The sequence below is a fragment of the Methyloligella solikamskensis genome (assembly GCF_042676065.1).
Classification (GTDB): domain Bacteria; phylum Pseudomonadota; class Alphaproteobacteria; order Rhizobiales; family Methyloligellaceae; genus Methyloligella; species Methyloligella solikamskensis.
Genome location: NZ_JBHTJO010000001.1, coordinates 88,845 through 104,976, shown reverse-complemented (window position 1 = coordinate 104,976; position 16,132 = coordinate 88,845). Strand labels below are relative to the sequence as shown.

Sequence of the window (16,132 nt, the reverse complement as noted above, 5' to 3'; positions counted from 1 at the left end):
GCCTATAGGGAAAGGAAAAAGAGCGCTTCTGTGGCTCTCCAGCCGCACTTAGCCGGCCTGCACGGCGCGGCTGACCGGTTGAGCCTGGACAGGAGCGGGCTCCGGCGCCGGTACGGGCTGCTCGGGCATGTTCCAGCGCCGCGCCACCCGGCGCCGCACCTGGTAGACGAGCCTTGCGGCTTCCTGCACCGAGAACTGAAGCTTGGCGGGCGCCATCAGCGCCGTCTCGTTCACGCTCTGGACGTCGAGACCGGCCCCGCGCCATGTCTGCCACAGACGCTGGTCGAGGGAATTCTCCTCGCGGATCCGGCGAATCAGCTCCGGCGACAGATCGGCGACGCTGAGCGGCCGCCATGTCGGGTGGTTGGAGTGTCCTGTGCAGGTGTTCTGCGGCACGGCCCGGGCCGGAACGCCCAGATCCGGCGCCATGGCCGAGATCAGCTCGGAGCATTTCCGGTAGTCGCCGACGAACCAGAACCGCGACAGGAACTCGTTCACCAGAGTCCATTTCTGCGGCCGGGTCATAAGCCAAAGCCGGGGCAGAGGGATCTCCAGGAAGTTGCGCAGAATGTAGTGGGTGATGAAGTCCCGCTGGGTCGCGCGATAGGCCAGCTCGAAGCTGTAGGGCTGCATGCCCTGCGCGATGTAGCGCTGCATCCGGAAATTGTAATAGGAGACCATGTGGCTCACCGGATCGCGCAGCAGCAGCGCGCGCCGGATCTCCCTTCCCTCGCAGATCCGCTCCATCGACGCCCCGAGATAATGGCTCCCGACAGCGTTCAGCTGGCGTGGGTCGGGCATGCCGGCAAGGGTGTGGCGCGGTGAGAAAAGGCGCCCGATTCCTCTACGCTTCTTGGCCCGGAAATACCGGCCTTCCTGGGCGTAAAGCGACAGGTGGCGGTCGATGGTCCGGCCGGCGCATTTCGGCACGTGAAACAGGTAGTAGACGGGTGCGTCCTCGCCCTTGGGTTTCAGCGGAGCGCCTTGGAATGTCTCAGGATTTTCGATCAGCATTATACGCAACAAGAGCAAGCGAACGGGGAGCTTAAAGATCGCCCCAATATGCTTAATAGATGGTTACCCGGTGAGGGCAGAAGTGAGGCAGGTTTGCGGCAAATTAGCCGAAGCGCTCGGCGAGGTTCGTGCCCAAGAGCGTGTCGTAGACCGATAGCGTGCGGCGCTGCATGGAGGCGAGAGAGAAATTACGCGCTACATGGTCGCGGGCGCGCGCTCCGATCTCGTCGCGGTCGGCCTTGGAGAGCGTTAGAGTCTCGGCGAGCAACTCGGCGAGAGCGCCCGGATCGCCTGCCGGGACCAGCCATCCAGTGAAGTTAGCGGCGTCCCTATGCTGAGGCACCAGGGTCTCCGGCGTCGCGCCGATAGCGGTCACGATCACCGGCGAGCCCATGGCCTGGGCCTCGATGCTCGCCCGCCCGAATGTCTCCGCTTGAACGGACGCGATGATCGTGACATGGGCCAGCGCATGAGCCGCGGCCATGTCGTCGCAATGGCCGACGATGCGAACGCGATCCTGCAGCCCGGCGCTTGCGATCATCTCGCGCAGCTCCGCCTCATACTTGTCGCGCCCTTGCGCGGAGCCCGCGAGAATGAACACGGCACGCCCGAGACGGCCTTGCGCCTTCATGCGCGCCGCCGCTTCGATCACCGTCCGCTGCCCCTTCCAGCCGGTGAGCCGCGCTGCCTGGAGCAGCACCACGTCGTCGGGCTGGAGCCCCCACGCGGCCCGTAGCCGCGCCTTGCGCTCCTCCGTGACGCGCGCCGGATCGAACTCGCTCGCATCCAGCCCACGCGGGATCACGGGCATCTTCTCGTAAGGGGTGCCGTGGCGCTCATGGACCATATGGGCGGTCCATTGGGAGTTGGCGATCACCAGATCGCCGCGCGCCATCACGCTATTATAGGTCGTCTTGAAGGGCGCCGGGCTCGCATAGGAGCCGTGATAGGTCGTCACGAAGGGCCGCTTCATGGCCCGCGCCGCGTAGAGCGCGCTCCAGGCCGGCGCGCGGCTTCGCGCATGAACGAGATCGACGAACTCCGTCTCGATCAGCCGGGCGAGCTTCGCCGCGTTGCTCACCATGGTGATGGGATTCTTGCTCGCCGCGGACAGGATGATGTTCTTGCCGCCATCCGCCTCGATCTTGTCCGCCATCCGGCCGCCTTGGGAGACGACCACGGAGGTTGCCCCGGCGCGCACCAGCGCGGCGTTGATCTCCAGCGCCGATTGCTCGCTGCCCCCGGTTTCGACCCGGGGGACGATCTGCATTATGGTCGGGCCGGCCATGGGCGGAAGCTCATCCTCGAGGAAGCGAAAAGAAGTGGTGTGATACGGTGAGCGAAGACGAACCGCAATTCCTGCAGCTCGGCCCCCCGCGCAGCACGCCCGATGGGGAGCCCAGGCGTATCGCTTATCGCACCGATGGCGATATGCAAGGCGAAGGGCCGAGCCTTCTCTGGCTTTCCGGCTTTCTCTCTGACATGGCGGGGACGAAGGTCGCGGCGCTGACCGACTGGGCGGCGTCTCGTTCCCTGCCCTTCGCCCGATTCGATTTTTCCGGTCACGGCCTCTCCAGCGGCGATGTGGCGCAAGGCTCCATCGGCGACTGGCTGGAAGAGGCGGTTGCCATGTTCGAGCTGATGAACGCCCGCCGGACCATCGTCATCGGCTCGTCCATGGGCGGCTGGATCGCGCTGCTCCTCGCCCGCCATCTGGCGCGTCAGGACATGAGCGACCGGCTGGCCGGCATGGTTCTGATCGCCCCGGCCCACGACATGACCGAAGCGCTGATGTGGCAGAAGCTCTCGCCCGCCTCGCGCCAGAAGTTGGAGGAGGACGGCGTCTATTACGCGCCGTCCGACTACGATGAGCCGTATCCCATCAGCCGCTTTCTCATCGAGGAGGGGCGCAATCATCTCCTGGGCGGCGGCAAGCTCGATCCCGGCTGCCCGGTGCGCATCCTGCAAGGCATGGAAGATCCGGACGTGCCCTGGCGCCACGCCTTTGCCCTGATGGATCTCCTGGCCAATGACGATGTGGAGCTGGATCTGATCAAGGACGGCGACCATCGCCTGTCCCGGCCTCAAGATTTGAAGCGCCTGGAGCGGACCCTGCAGGGGCTCGTCGAAAACTAATCTGGATCGCTAGTCCTGTGGCGGCACGAGTGAGCGCAAGCCTTCCCGGTAGGTCGGATAGGCGAGCGTCACCTTCAGCTCCGACTTGATCCGGTCGTTCACGATCCGCCGCCGCTCGCTGTAGAAGCTCCGCGCCATGGGCGACATGTCGGCCTCCTCGAACGGCACCTCCGGCGGCGGCTCGATGCCCAGCAGCTCCGCCGCATAGGCGATGATGTCCTGGGGCGGGGCCGGCTCGTCGTCGGCCACGTTGTAGATTGCGCCCTGGCGGGGCTTATCGATGGAGGCCGCCACCACTGTCGCGATGTCCTCCACATGGATGCGGCTGAACACCTGGCCAGGCTTCACGATCCGCTTCGCCGTGCCGTCTTGGACCTTCTGGACCGCGCTCCGCCCGGGCCCGTAGATGCCCGCAAGCCGGAAGACTTGGGTCGGTACGCCGATCTCCTCGCCGAGCGCCAGCCAGGCGGCTTCCGCCTCCACTCGCGCCTTGCTGCGATCCTTTTCGGGTTTCGGCGTCGTCGTCTCGTCGACGGCTGCGCCTTCGTGATCGCCATAGACCCCCACTGTCGAGAGATAGCCGATCCATTGGAGGCTCTTCAGGGCGCCGATCTCGTCGGCGAAGATCTCAAGGGCCGGATCGCCATCCCGCGGCGGGATGGAAAGCAGCAGATGCGTGGTGCCCTCGAGCAGTCTCAGGACTTTCGCCTTGCCCTCCGGCCCTTCGAAGGTGACCATCTCGTAGCCCAGCCCACGCAGGCGCTCCGCCTTCTCCTCGCTGCGCACTGTGCCGGCGATCTCCCAGCCCTCACGCTTCAGCCGTGCCGAAAGCGCCTCGGCGGAAAACCCGAGTCCGAAACAGAATAGCTTGCTCATGCCGCGACCTTCGTCTCGTCCCATTCGGATGCGGCCTCGCGGTCCGTCTCCCGGTCGAGATGCGCAGGCCGCAGCTCGTCGGCCCGCGCCGGCGCCAGCTCCTTCAGCGCCCAGACCGCCATGGCCCGAACCAAAGGCGATTCGTCGGAGAGAAGCCGCTCGACTTGCGGCAGCAGACCCCGATCGCCGGAATTGCCCGCCGCGATCAGCACGTTGCGCAGGAACCGGTCACGCCCCGTCCGCTTGATGGGCGTGCCGCGGAAGCGCTCCCGGAACGCCGCATCGTCCAGATCCAGCAGCTCGGCGAGGGGTGGATTGTCGGTCTCCTCCCGCACCGCGAGCTTCGCCTCCTTGGCAGCACCAGCAAACTTGTTCCAGGGGCAGACCGCCAGGCAGTCCTCGCAGCCAAAGATCCGGTTGCCGATGGGTTTGCGGAATTCCGCCGGGATGTGGCCTTTGTGCTCGATGGTGAGATAGGCGATGCAGCGCCGCGCATCGAGCTTATACGGCCCGGCGAAAGCGTCCGTTGGGCAGATGTCGAGACAGCGCGTGCAGCCGCCGCAATGGTCGGCTTCGGGCGCGTCCGGTTCGATCTCTGCGGTGGTAAAAATCGCGCCGAGAAAGAGCCAGGAGCCGAAGCTGCGGCTCACCAGCATGGTATTCTTGCCCTGCCAACCCAGCCCGGCCTTGGCGGCCAGCGGCTTCTCCATGACCGGCGCGGTGTCGACGAACACCTTCACATCCGCACCCGATTCGCCCTGAACGAAGCGTGCGAGCTGCTTCAGCTTCTTCTTGATGACGTCGTGATAGTCGCGCCGCTTGGCGTAGGTCGCGACCGTTCCGATCTCGCGGCGCTGGAGTGCAGCCATCGGATCGCCCTCGGGCCCATAATTCACGCCGAGCAGAATGACGCTCCGCGCCTCGGGCCAAAGGGTCTTAGGATCTTTCCGGCGGTCGGCATTATCGGCCATCCAGCCCATATCGCCCTGCCGCCCGTGGGCGAGAAATTCCTCCAGCCCCGGCCCTGCGTGCTCTGGCGCATCGGCGCACGTGAAAGCCACCGCATCGAAACCCAGCGCGTCAGCCTCGTTTGCGATTTCGTCCTTCAGGGTCAAAGCACATCGCCCCTCGTCTGGGGCTCGTCCAGGGGCCAAAGCCCGCGATCAAAAATCCAGATCGGCGTAGCTATCCGGCGGCGTGAAGCCGGGCACCCGGTCCGTCAGCAACGGCCGGAAAGACGGGCGCGACTTCAGAAGCGCATACCAGTTCTTCGCCGGCTCAAACTCTTCCCAGGGCACCTCGCCGAGATAGTCCAGCGCGGAAAGATGCGCCGCAGCGGCCAGGTCGGCGAAACTCAGGGCCTCGCCGGCAAGCCAGCTCCGCGCATCGATCAGATGGCCGATATAGGCCAGATGATAGCGCAAATTCTCACGGCCTGCCCGCATCGCCTCCATGTCCGGCGACGTGCTCCGCGGCCCGAAGCTGCGGAATACCTTCTCGTCCAGGATATAGGCGGTCACCTCATCGTTGAACTTCCGGTGGAACCAGTCGATCAGCCGGCGCACCTCGGCGCGCTCTTCCGGATCGCCTGGGAAGAGCTGAAAGCTGAGCGGCTCGCCGTCCGAAAGCTCCGTCTCCTGGAAATATTCCGAGATGGCGTAGGCGCCGCAGATCGGAAAATCGTCGTCTGTGACAAAAACCGGTACTGACCCGGCCGGGTTCAGTCGGATAAAGTCCGGCCGCCATTCCCATGGCCGTTCTTCCTGCAGTTCGAAGGCCACGCCGCACTCCGCAAGCGCAAGCCGCACGGAGCGGGATAATGGACATAGGGGATAGTGTAGGAGTTTGGACATCGACCTATTCGGCGCCGTGGAGCCGCAAAAAGCATCGCGCGAGTCGGTCGCTCCGTATAGAACCTGCAGCCGGTCGTAACAAGGCGGCTAGAAAAGGGGGCTCATGTCGATCGAGCAGATCATCGTCCTTGCCGTCGTGCAGGGCATCACGGAATTCCTGCCGATTTCGTCCTCCGGGCATCTGGTTCTCATCCCCTATCTCACAGGCTGGCCGGACCAGGGACAGTTCACCGACGTGATGGTCCATCTGGGCACGCTGCTCGCCATCCTGATCTATTTCTGGCGCGACGTCATTCGCCTGATTGGCGGTGCCTTCGAGCTTCTACAGGGAAAGCTCACCGAAGAAGGCAAGCTCGCCGTTTTCATCGTCGTCGCCACGATTCCTGCCATCATCTTCGGCCTCTTCCTGAAGAAGTTCGGCTTCGCCGAGCTGGAACGCAGCGTCGGCGTCGTCGCCTTCAACACCTTCTTCTACGGCATCGTCATGCTGGTTGCCGACATGGTCGGCAAGCAGGTGAAGACCATGCAGAACATGACTTTGTTCCAGGCGGTCTTCATCGGCGTGGCCCAGGCCCTGGCCCTGATTCCCGGCACCAGCCGCTCCGGCATCACCATGTCGGCGGCGCGGTTCTTGGGTTTCACCCGCACCGAATCGGCGCGCTTTTCGTTTCTGCTGGGCATCCCGGCCATGCTGGGTGCCGGCACCCTGACCCTGGGTGATGCGCTGGCCGCCGGCGACACCATTTCCGCCGACAGCTTCATCTGCGCCGGCCTGACCTTTTTCGCGGGCCTGGCGGCCATCGCGTTCCTGATGGCGATCGTGAAGCGGGTGAGCTTCCTGCCCTTCGTGATCTACCGGATGGTGCTCTCCGGCTTCCTGGTGGTGCTGCTCTATACGTGAGCCGGCGGGCGCGGCGAGAACTGACCCCGCGGCCGGAAGCGCTCCAGATAATCCGGCACGACTGCCTGGATCGGCACCTCGGTGATGCCGAGCCCTTCCAGGGTCCGTCCGGCCTCTTCGGCCGCTTCGCTCACCACATTGTCGTCCCGCAGCATGCGGACCTGATCCGGCGTTAGCGGCGCGTTGGGCAGATACTGAAGGAACTGCGCCATGAAGTTCGCCGCCCAGAACGGCAGGTTCACCAGCATCCGGTTGCGGTCCGTATAGGCCAGCACCCGGCGCATCACGTCCTCCATGGTGAGGATCTCAGGCCCGCCGAGCTCGTAGATATAGCCGCCGCGGGCCCGGCCCACGAGGCCTGCCACCACGGCTTTCGCCACGTCGCCCACGAAGACCGGCTGAAGCTTTGTCTTGCCGCCGCCGATCAGCGGCAGAGCGGGCGACATCCGCGCCATGGCGCCGAACCGGTTGAAGAAATCATCCTCCGGCCCGAACACGATGGACGGGCGCAGGATCGTCGCATCTGGAAAATGCTTCAGGATCGCAGCTTCGCCGGCCGCCTTGGTGCGTCCATACGCAGCGGGCGAATCGGGATCGGCGCCGATGGCCGAGATATGAACCATGGTCGAGACGCCGGCCTCGACCGCCGCCTTGGCGGCGTTCTCCGCGCCTTCCGCATGGATCGATTCGAAGGTCTGCTTGCCGCTCGGCGCCAAGATGCCCGCGAGATTGACCACCGCATCGGAGCCGGCGGCCGCCCGCACCAGGGTTTCCGGATAGCGGACATTGGCCTGCACGAAGTTGATCTGGCCCACACCGCCCAAAGGCTGGAGATAATTGGCCAAATGGGGCCGGCGCACCGCAATCAGCATGCGCGCGCCCGTCTTGGCGATGGCGCGAACGATATGGCGCCCGAGAAAGCCAGAGCCACCGAAGATCGTGACCCGGCTTGTTAAGTTGAGATCGACCGCCATTTCAGCCTCTTTACTCGCACACGATTCACTCCCATCTAGCGAAGTATAACAGCCTGGCGCCGGCCTCAAGCGGTGTTGATCCGATTGACAAGCGCCTGCGCCGATAATAGGCAGAACCTCCTTGGCCCAGGTGGCGGAATTGGTAGACGCGCTAGCTTCAGGTGCTAGTGCCCGAAAGGGCGTGGAAGTTCGAGTCTTCTCCTGGGCACCATTCTTCGGATCTTCGCCGCTTGAGCGGCGCGCCAGTCGATCCTGACGAACCGAAAATCCAACGCGAACGAGGGTAACGATCGCCGATGACAGTGAAGCTGTATAAGGGCGATCTGCCGCAAGGGCTTTTCGACGGCGTCCAGCAGGTCGCCATCGACACGGAGACCTTGGGGCTAAATCCCATGCGCGACCGGCTCTGCTTGGTCCAGCTCTCCTCCGGCGACGGCAATGCCCATCTGGTGCAGCTCAACGGCCAGTACGACGCGCCGGTGCTGAGGCAGCTCCTTACGGACCAGTCGGTGCTGAAGCTGTTCCATTTCGCCCGTTTCGACATGGCGGTGATGCAGCATTACCTGGGCGTGATGACCGGCCCGGTCTACTGCACGAAGATCGCCTCAAAGCTCGCCCGCACCTACACCGACAGGCATGGGCTGAAGGATCTCTGCCGCGAACTTCTGGGCGTGGAGATCTCCAAGCAACAGCAATCCTCCGACTGGGGCGCCGAGCAGCTGACCCAAGAGCAGGTACAATACGCCGCCGCCGACGTGCTCTATCTGCACGAGATCAAGATGCGCCTGGACGCCATGCTGGCCCGCGAGGGGCGTACCGCCCTGGCCCAAGGCTGCTTTGCGTTTCTGCCCATTCGCGCCGCTCTCGACCTGTCCGGCTGGTACGATCTCGACCCGTTCGCCCATTAGGGTGGACGTCGGGGCCTGAAAACCCCTGTAAGACAAGCTGAGCGAAAGACGTTAAGCTGCGGGGGAAAGCGCCGGAAGTTGCGGCCCGCGCGAACCTCGCGTCGCATTATCATCAAAATCGTCACGCTAGGTCGCCGCGAGCGGGTCATCCGACAGCGCTCAAGGAGCAAGCCCGCTTATCCATGACGACGGAAACTCTCAGAGGCCAGCGCGGCGAGACGTTTCACCTGCGCACCCAGGCAGAGCGGAATCGCGCCTTCGTCAAGGCGGCCCGCCATAGCCGCGCCGTGCGCATCCTGCGGATCGCCCTGCCTGTCGTGGCGGTGAGCGTGCTGGCAGCCTATTTCATCTCCTCCAGCATGAAGGTGACCGTCGGCGACGTGGAGGCGAGCATCAGCGGTATCGAGGTGACCGACGGCGCCTTGCGGATGACCAATCCGACCCTGAAGGGCGTAGATGAGGAGAACGGCGACTACGTCATCAGTGCCGCCTATGCGGATCAGGAGGTGGCGAACCCAAATCTCATCAAGCTTCACGAGATCAAGGCCGATGTGAACAACGGCGATGAGGGATGGTCCCGCATGAGCGCGCTGCGCGGCACCTTCGACAGCGAGAACGAAAAGCTCGTGATGAACGAGAAGATCCGCGTGCAGACCAGCTCCGGCATCACAGGCCAGCTTTCCCTCGCCGAGATCGACATGGCCAAGCAGGTGCTCCATTCGCCCAATCCGGTGGTCTTCCAGATGGACGGCAGCACCATCCGCTCCAAAACGCTCACCTTCCATTCGGCGAAGAAAGAGCTGGAGTTCGCCGGCGAGGTGAGGGTTCACCTGGTGCCGAAAGCGAACAAGGCGAAAGAGGCGGTGAGCGGCCAGGGGTCCGGTGCCGCCCCGGCGTCGGCGCCGATGCCGACGCGGAAGACCCTGCCATGATGCAGCGCCGGCAAACCCGCAAGGCCCGGACGATCCGGAGCGCCCTCGCCGTCGCCGCGGGTCTGGGCGCGATCTTTCTCGCGCTGAGCGCACCCGCGACGGCCCAGACGATCACCAGCAGCTCGGGCGCCGTGGGCGCCAAGCCCGGCGCCTTCAAAGGCCTTTCGAAGAATTCCGACCAGCCCATCGATATCGCCTCGGAGAAGCTCACGGTCTACGACGCCGAGAAGGTCGCCGTGTTCACCGGCAATGTGAGAGCGGTGCAAGGCGATAGCGTCCTCACCACCACAAGGCTGGACGTCTTCTACAAGGGCTCGGCGAACCCGATGGGCAATGGGCCGACCCAGGTGGCTGAGGCAGAGGGCGCTCAGACCCAAAGCGACGCATCTGATCAGTCGGACGCGGCGCAAGGTGAGCAAGGCCCCGGAAGCCAGCTCACCAAGATCGAGGCCAAGGGCAACGTCAAGATCAAGAGCGCGGACAACCAGAGCACCAAGGGCGACCATCTGCTCTACGACGTGGAAGCCCAGACCGTCACGCTGACCGGTAACGTCCTGATCGAAAGCGACAAGGACCAGAAGACCAGGAGCGAGACAGCCGTCTACGACATGACCGACGAAACGGTCACCGTGCGCGGCAATGTGGAGCTCTCAAAGGGCAAGGATCAGACGGCCCACAGCGACTGGGCGATCTATGATGTGCCCGGCGAGCTGGTAACCGTAGGTGGCAATGTTGTGTTAACCCAAGGCCAGAATGTGCTAAAGGGGAATAAGCTAGTCATCAATCTGGCGACGGGTGAAAGCAGGTTCGAAAACACCGGCAACGCTGCCGCCAATAACCGCATTCGCGCCCTTTTCATGCCCAACGAGGGCGGCAAGGGGAAGAAGAAGAAGGGCAAGTCCGGAGAGGCGGATGAAGAAGGCGGTCCGACACCGCTGTTCCCGCCGAGCAATTGACCGGTACGAGCGATTGACCGGTTCTTGCGAACGCCCAAGCTAAGCTAGGCGGCTCACGCCAACGCATCACGAAACGGAAAGGTTAGTGGGCAAGTTGCTGTCGTTTCCAGACCAACGGGCGCTCGCGGAGCAGGGCGCAGATCCTGCCCAGGCCCAGCGGAGCCGTCCGCAACCGGGCCAGCCGCATCCGGGACAGCCGCCTCAACCCGCAAGGCCGCAAGCCCGCCAGGCGCCGGCCGGCAGCCTTTCCATCCGGGAGGTCACCAAGGCCTTCAAGAAGCGCCGGGTCGTGCGCGGCGTCAGCATCGACATCCGTCGCGGCGAGGCCGTGGGCCTGCTCGGCCCCAACGGCGCGGGCAAGACCACCGTCTTCTATATGATCACCGGCCTGATTCCGGCCGACACCGGCACCATCACCATCGATGGGCGGGACGTGACCAAGCTCCCCATGTACCGCCGCGCCCGCCTCGGCATTGGCTATTTGCCGCAGGAAGCCTCCATTTTCCGCGGGCTCAATGTGGAAGAGAATATCCTGGCCGTGCTGGAAATGGTGGAACCGAACAAGAAGGCGCGGCAAGATCAGCTTGATGGTTTGCTTGAAGAGTTTCGCATCACGCACCTGCGCAAATCAGCTGCCCTCAGCCTTTCGGGCGGCGAGCGCCGCCGAGTCGAAATCGCGCGCGCCCTGGCGACCCGTCCGTCCTTCATGCTTCTCGACGAGCCCTTCGCGGGCATCGATCCGATCGCCGTTAACGACATCCGCGCCCTTGTCCGGCATCTTACCGGGCGTGGGATCGGCGTTCTCATCACCGATCACAATGTGCGCGAAACGCTCGAACTCATCGACCGCGCCTACATCATCTATGATGGCTCCGTCCTCACCCACGGAACGGCTCAGGAGGTCATCGCCAATGAGGATGTCCGGCGCGTCTATCTGGGTGACCAGTTTAGGATCTGATCGGCCGATCCTGGGTGTATAGTGTCGCTGATCGTGGAGTAGGTGTAAGTGTCGATCACCACAAAGCTCGAACTTCGTCAGGCGCAGACTCTCGTCATGACGCCGCAGCTGCAGCAGGCTATCAAGCTGCTGCAACTGTCGAATCTCGAGCTGACGGAATTCGTCGACGGTGAGCTGGAGCGCAATCCGCTGCTGGAACGCTCCCAGGACGATGACCCTGCGCCGGGCCACGAGCGCCAGTCCGAGCACAGCAACGGCGCTGACAGCTATGACGGCCACGACGGCCGCAAATCGTCCTCAGAGAGCGACGGTAGCGACGGTGAAGGCGACGGCGAGTGGCTCGACCTTCAATCCAAGGACAGCACCGCCTCCAACGACAGCCTGGACGCCGATCCCGGCGATATCTTCCCGGACAACGAGGCCTCCGCCCCGCCGGCCCAGCCCGAGCCGGCCTGGAACGGCCAGGGGCTCGACATGGTGCGGGGCCAGGGCCATGACGACGGCGATGCGCCCAATCTCGAGGCCTATGTCGCGCAGTCCAAGACCCTGCGCGAGCATCTGTCGGAGCAGCTGAATCTCACGATCACCGATCCGGTCCAGCGCGTCATCGGCCATCACCTCATCGATAATGTGGACGAGACCGGCTATCTCCAGGGTGACCTGGAGGCAAGCGCCGAACAGCTCGACGCGCCCCTGGAGCTGGTGGAGGAGGTTGTGGCCGTGCTGCAGACCTTCGAGCCTTGCGGCGTCTTCGCCCGGGATTTGCAGGAATGTCTCGCTCTCCAGCTCAAGGAACGCGACCGTTGCGATCCCGCCATGGCGGCGCTTCTGGACAATCTCGACCGGCTGGCGGCCCACGATCTGCCCGCGCTGCGCCGCCTCTGTGGCGTCTCCGACGAGGATCTCTGCGAGATGATCCAGGAGATAAAGCGCCTCGATCCGAAGCCCGGCCTAAGCTTCGGCGCAAGCCCCGCCCAGCCCATCGTGCCCGATGTCATGGTGCGTGAGCTCCCCGACGGCAGCTGGCATGTGGAGCTCAACACCGAGACCCTTCCCAAGGTCCTGGTCAATCAGAGCTACTACACGACGGTCTCCAAGACCGCGAAGCGCAAGGAAGACAAGACATACCTGACCGAGTGCTTCCACACCGCCAACTGGCTGGTGAAGAGCCTCGACCAGCGCGCCCGCACGATCCTCAAGGTGGCTCAGGAGATCGTCCGCCAGCAGGACGGCTTCTTCACCTACGGCGTGCGCCATCTGCGGCCCCTGAATCTCAAGCAGGTCGCCGATGCCATCTCTATGCACGAATCGACCGTCAGCCGGGTCACCGCCAACAAATACATGGCCACCAATCGCGGCCTGTTCGAGCTGAAATACTTCTTCACCTCCTCGGTGCCGGCCACCGCCAATGGCGATGCCCATTCGTCCGAATCGGTCCGCCACCGCATCAAGGAGATGATCGACCTGGAACAGCCACAGGACGTCCTTTCCGACGACAAGATCGTGGAGAAACTGAAGGACGACGGAATCGACATCGCGCGCCGGACGGTTGCGAAGTACCGCGAATCCTTGCGGATACCGTCTTCCGTGCAGCGCCGCAGATTGAAGCGGCTCGCGCTGAGCGCCACCGCTTGAGACTAGGCCCACCGGCTGCCCGAAAGGAGCGGTTTAGAACGGTTGTAGGCAGCCCTGAATGCGTTTGACACCATAAGAAGGGAAGGCTAGCTTCCGCCCGCGATTGGGTTGGCTCGACCAGGGAAACGCCCGGCGAAGGCCCGGAAAACAAAACCCTCCGCTTAGAAAGCGGCTCCGCGGCGCCCCTGAGAGAATGGCGCAAAAGACGGGTCCCAGCAGCCTCGCAAATAGACGATGACATTACAGATTACTGGCAAGAACCTCGACGTCGGGGACGCGATGCGGACCTATGTGCAGGACCGGATCGCTCAAATATTCGACAAATATCTCGGCCGCGAACCGTCCGGCCATGTGCGTATCGAGAAGGAGCACGGTCAGTTCCGGACCGCATGCTCCGTTCATCTGTGGCAAGGGGCGACCCTGGAAGCCCACGGCGACGCGGCCGACCCGCACCAGAGCGCAGATCTTGCCTGCGAACGGTTGGATAAGCGTCTGAGACGCTACAAACGGCGCCTGAAGGCCCATGGCGGTATGGAAACCGTTCGGAATCAATGGCCTGCGGCGTCATACGTGATCCAGTCTCCCGAAGAGGAAGGTCTGGAAAACGAGGATGGCGATCCGGTTATCATTGCCGAATCGGAGACCGTCGTGCACGAAATGAGTGTGAGCGACGCGGTCATGCAAATGGACCTCTCCGATTACCCGGTGGTGGTTTTTCGGAACGCTGGCAATAACGCCATAAACTTGGTCTATCGCCGCGCCGACGGAAATATCGGCTGGCTCGATCTCAAGGGCCTCGCCGGCGACGACGCGCAAAACGACGCATAAGACGCAGAAGCCCCGCCGAAGCGGGCGAATCGAGCGATCTTCATTGGGTGGGGATTTTCACCATGGAATTAGGCGACCTGATCGGCCCCGACGCGGTGGTGCCGGCGCTGAAGGCGAACGGCAAGAAGCAGCTGATCCAAGAGCTTGCGGCCCGTGCCGCCAAGCTGACGGGCCTCGAAGAGCGCGATGTGTTTGACGTGTTGCTCCAGCGCGAGCGGCTGGGCTCCACCGGCTTAGGGCAGGGCATCGCCATCCCGCACGGCAAGATCGCCGGCCTCAAACACATCATGGGCATGTTCGCCCGCCTCGCCACGCCGCTGGACTTTGATGCGGCCGACGGCGAGCCGGTCGATCTGGTGTTCCTGCTGCTGGCGCCGGAAGGCGCGGGCGCCGACCACCTGAAGGCCCTGGCGCGGGTCTCCCGCGTGATGCGCGATCACTACGCCCGGGAGAAGCTGCGCGGCGCCAAGGACCAGTCGGCCCTCTACGCCATCCTGACCGAAGAGGCCGCCTCCAACGCCGCCTGAAGCGGATAGCGGACGGAAGACAAAGAAAAGGCCCGGCGCGCTTTAAGCGGACTGGGCCTTTTCAATTTCAGGGGCAACTGACGCCAAGCGCCTTGTTGCCGGTATGAACTCTTAGTGCAGGCTCACCGCCACGAGATCGTTCTCCATGACATTCGCCACGGCGGCGTTCCAGCTATCGGTCAGCGCCAGCGGTGTGCCGTCCGCACCGAGCACGGCGTAGAGATCGATTCCTTGCGGGGCCTCGCGCAGGGACGGGAAAAGCTTCTGGGCAATCCCGGCATCGAGCTGTTTGATGTAAGCCACCTCGCCGTCGCCCAGCATGGCGAGCTCGCCCTCGCTGATCGGCAAAAACTGTTCGCGGTCTTCTTTTTCGTGCTCGTTCATTTCCATCTCCTCGTGCAGAGGCTCTGCAGCGGGACGTTTCGAAGCGGCCATTACTGATCGCCCGTGACGATGCCCACTTTTCTGACCGGTTCCGCCCTTCGCGGTCGGCGGAGCTCGACGGTTAAGAGACCGTTGTGTAGCTCAGCCTCGCAGACTTCGACGCCATGCGCCAGTCCGAAGCTCCGCTTGAATTGCCGGGCTGCGATTCCTCTGTGGAGATACTCCCGGGAAACGCTGTCCTCAGCATCGCTTTGCCGGCCCTCGATCACCAGCTCGCCATTGCCGGCTGTCACCTGGAGATCCTCCCGCGAGAAGCCCGCGACTGCGAGCGTGATGCGCAAGGATTCAGGACGATCTGCCGTTTCCGGCACAAGCTCGATGTTAAAGGGAGGGTAGCCGTCGGGTCGGGATTTCCCTTGCGGGGATTTGCCCTCGCTCGCAGGTCCGTCTCGGCTGGAACCGAGCCAAACCGCACCGTGGAGATACGTCATCCGCGACATCGACAAAAGCCCTTAACCTTTAAGCGGCTTCAGACATCCCGGCTCGTTTTCGAAGCCCAACCGGCACCTCGAAAAGCGTCACCCGGCCCTACCTATAGGCACCGGGCTTTACCGATGAGCGATATATGGGGAGCTTCTCAAGCCTTTCAAGGCGTTGAAAAACGCAAGCAAATGCCGATTCGACCCCCCGCCACCTCCTACGTGAGAAGACGCCGCAGAAAACCGTGCCCTGCTGCCTTTCTCATCGCGGCGTTCGTTTGCGGGAATGATTGGCAAGCTGCCGCGTAGTTCAGAACGATAATATTGAATATGTCGAACGCCTCATTCCGCGATACCTGAAGGCCATAGTTAGAAATGAGAAAGCCTTTTATAACGTCCATCAGTTCAAGAAATTTGTCGCCGCAATCGCCCGAGAAGAACTTCCGCAACTGTGGCTGAGGCATTGCATTTACAAAATCCACTAGCTCGACAACGGGTTCTTTCAACTCAGGCGAAAGGCCGGATTGTAGAGCTGAGAGAGCCGTAATCACTTCGCGCGGACTCTGCTTAGATGCATGCTCCAAGATGAGCTCGGCAAACCGCCGTCCGGAAAATTGGTTAGCTAAAGCGTCAAAATCCCCCATCAGACTCCCTCCACCGTAGAACAATCTATAAATAGCATGCTTTCTGATTGCACGTTGGGGGCATCGGAACTCCGTACGCAGCAGATCAGCGTCAGGCGCAGAATCGGACGCAAAGCGTCCGCAAGCC

The 16,132-nt window shown here is 63.2% G+C and carries 18 protein-coding genes and 1 tRNA gene; 10 read left to right on the top strand and 9 right to left on the bottom strand.

Annotated elements, in window-relative coordinates:
* Window positions 1–48: 48 nt before the first annotated feature.
* Window positions 49–1,014 (bottom strand): sulfotransferase family 2 domain-containing protein, encoded by a 966-nt coding sequence (locus ACFQ2F_RS00480; protein WP_379084102.1) that lies wholly within the window; start codon window positions 1,012–1,014, stop codon window positions 49–51.
* 103 nt (window positions 1,015–1,117) lie between these two features.
* A complete protein-coding gene (locus ACFQ2F_RS00475) occupies window positions 1,118–2,302 on the bottom strand; it encodes a glycosyltransferase family 4 protein (protein WP_379084099.1) in 1,185 nt (394 codons plus the stop codon).
* A 47-nt stretch (window positions 2,303–2,349) separates the two neighbouring features.
* Between ACFQ2F_RS00475 and ACFQ2F_RS00470 the strand changes: the two genes are divergently transcribed.
* On the top strand, window positions 2,350–3,150 hold the full coding sequence (locus ACFQ2F_RS00470; RefSeq protein WP_379084096.1) for an alpha/beta hydrolase: 801 nt from the start codon (window positions 2,350–2,352) through the stop codon (window positions 3,148–3,150).
* A gap of 9 nt (window positions 3,151–3,159) precedes the next feature.
* Here the strand turns inward: ACFQ2F_RS00470 and ACFQ2F_RS00465 are convergent, their stop codons facing one another.
* From ACFQ2F_RS00465 to ACFQ2F_RS00455, 3 genes are read right to left on the bottom strand one after another with little or no spacing between them, the layout of a single operon-like run.
* Window positions 3,160–4,026, bottom strand: coding sequence for an SDR family oxidoreductase (locus tag ACFQ2F_RS00465; protein WP_379084094.1), 867 nt, complete (start codon window positions 4,024–4,026; stop codon window positions 3,160–3,162).
* A complete protein-coding gene (gene queG, locus ACFQ2F_RS00460; RefSeq protein WP_379084091.1) occupies window positions 4,023–5,141 on the bottom strand; it encodes a tRNA epoxyqueuosine(34) reductase QueG in 1,119 nt (372 codons plus the stop codon). The genes ACFQ2F_RS00465 and queG overlap by 4 nt, the downstream gene beginning before the upstream one ends.
* Before the next feature lie 48 nt (window positions 5,142–5,189).
* Window positions 5,190–5,879 carry a glutathione S-transferase family protein gene (locus ACFQ2F_RS00455; RefSeq protein ID WP_379084088.1) on the bottom strand — a complete coding sequence of 230 codons (690 nt, stop codon included), beginning with the start codon at window positions 5,877–5,879 and terminating at the stop codon, window positions 5,190–5,192.
* A 103-nt stretch (window positions 5,880–5,982) separates the two neighbouring features.
* Here ACFQ2F_RS00455 and ACFQ2F_RS00450 point away from each other — a divergent pair, with 103 nt between their 5' ends.
* Window positions 5,983–6,780, top strand: a complete 798-nt coding sequence (locus ACFQ2F_RS00450; RefSeq protein WP_379084085.1) for an undecaprenyl-diphosphate phosphatase — start codon at window positions 5,983–5,985, stop codon at window positions 6,778–6,780.
* Here the strand turns inward: ACFQ2F_RS00450 and ACFQ2F_RS00445 are convergent.
* A complete protein-coding gene (locus tag ACFQ2F_RS00445; protein WP_379084082.1) occupies window positions 6,771–7,754 on the bottom strand; it encodes a complex I NDUFA9 subunit family protein in 984 nt (327 codons plus the stop codon). The genes ACFQ2F_RS00450 and ACFQ2F_RS00445 overlap by 10 nt on opposite strands.
* 124 nt (window positions 7,755–7,878) lie before the next feature.
* Between ACFQ2F_RS00445 and ACFQ2F_RS00440 the strand changes: the two genes are divergently transcribed.
* The 8 genes from ACFQ2F_RS00440 to ptsN all read left to right on the top strand — a co-directional run bounded on the left by ACFQ2F_RS00440 (window position 7,879) and on the right by ptsN (window position 14,498).
* Window positions 7,879–7,965: transfer RNA gene (locus tag ACFQ2F_RS00440), tRNA-Leu, on the top strand.
* 85 nt (window positions 7,966–8,050) lie between these two features.
* Window positions 8,051–8,662: a ribonuclease D gene (locus tag ACFQ2F_RS00435; protein WP_379084079.1), complete on the top strand. Its 612-nt coding sequence runs from the start codon at window positions 8,051–8,053 to the stop codon at window positions 8,660–8,662.
* Between the two features lie 182 nt (window positions 8,663–8,844).
* Entirely contained in the window at window positions 8,845–9,594 is a 750-nt protein-coding gene (gene lptC / locus ACFQ2F_RS00430; RefSeq protein ID WP_379084076.1) for an LPS export ABC transporter periplasmic protein LptC, read from the top strand.
* A complete protein-coding gene (locus tag ACFQ2F_RS00425; protein WP_379084073.1) occupies window positions 9,591–10,550 on the top strand; it encodes an LptA/OstA family protein in 960 nt (319 codons plus the stop codon). The genes lptC and ACFQ2F_RS00425 overlap by 4 nt, the downstream gene beginning before the upstream one ends.
* Window positions 10,551–10,644: 94 nt before the next feature.
* Window positions 10,645–11,508, top strand: a complete 864-nt coding sequence (gene lptB, locus ACFQ2F_RS00420; protein ID WP_379090539.1) for an LPS export ABC transporter ATP-binding protein — start codon at window positions 10,645–10,647, stop codon at window positions 11,506–11,508.
* 48 nt (window positions 11,509–11,556) lie between these two features.
* Window positions 11,557–13,143 carry an RNA polymerase factor sigma-54 gene (gene rpoN / locus ACFQ2F_RS00415; protein ID WP_379084070.1) on the top strand — a complete coding sequence of 529 codons (1,587 nt, stop codon included), beginning with the start codon at window positions 11,557–11,559 and terminating at the stop codon, window positions 13,141–13,143.
* A gap of 234 nt (window positions 13,144–13,377) precedes the next feature.
* Window positions 13,378–13,971, top strand: coding sequence for a ribosome hibernation-promoting factor, HPF/YfiA family (gene hpf, locus ACFQ2F_RS00410; protein ID WP_379084067.1), 594 nt, complete (start codon window positions 13,378–13,380; stop codon window positions 13,969–13,971).
* A gap of 62 nt (window positions 13,972–14,033) precedes the next feature.
* Entirely contained in the window at window positions 14,034–14,498 is a 465-nt protein-coding gene (ptsN, locus tag ACFQ2F_RS00405) for a PTS IIA-like nitrogen regulatory protein PtsN (RefSeq protein ID WP_379084064.1), read from the top strand.
* A gap of 111 nt (window positions 14,499–14,609) precedes the next feature.
* Here the strand turns inward: ptsN and ACFQ2F_RS00400 are convergent, their stop codons facing one another.
* The 3 genes from ACFQ2F_RS00400 to ACFQ2F_RS00390 form a co-directional block, all read right to left on the bottom strand.
* The gene (locus ACFQ2F_RS00400) at window positions 14,610–14,882 is read right to left on the bottom strand and encodes a BQ00720 family protein (protein ID WP_379084061.1); all 273 of its coding nucleotides are present in this window, start codon (window positions 14,880–14,882) and stop codon (window positions 14,610–14,612) included.
* 50 nt (window positions 14,883–14,932) lie between these two features.
* Window positions 14,933–15,382 carry an Hsp20 family protein gene (locus ACFQ2F_RS00395; protein WP_379084058.1) on the bottom strand — a complete coding sequence of 150 codons (450 nt, stop codon included), beginning with the start codon at window positions 15,380–15,382 and terminating at the stop codon, window positions 14,933–14,935.
* A 197-nt stretch (window positions 15,383–15,579) separates the two neighbouring features.
* Window positions 15,580–16,005: a hypothetical protein gene (locus tag ACFQ2F_RS00390; protein WP_379084055.1), complete on the bottom strand. Its 426-nt coding sequence runs from the start codon at window positions 16,003–16,005 to the stop codon at window positions 15,580–15,582.
* Window positions 16,006–16,132: the final 127 nt, after the last annotated feature.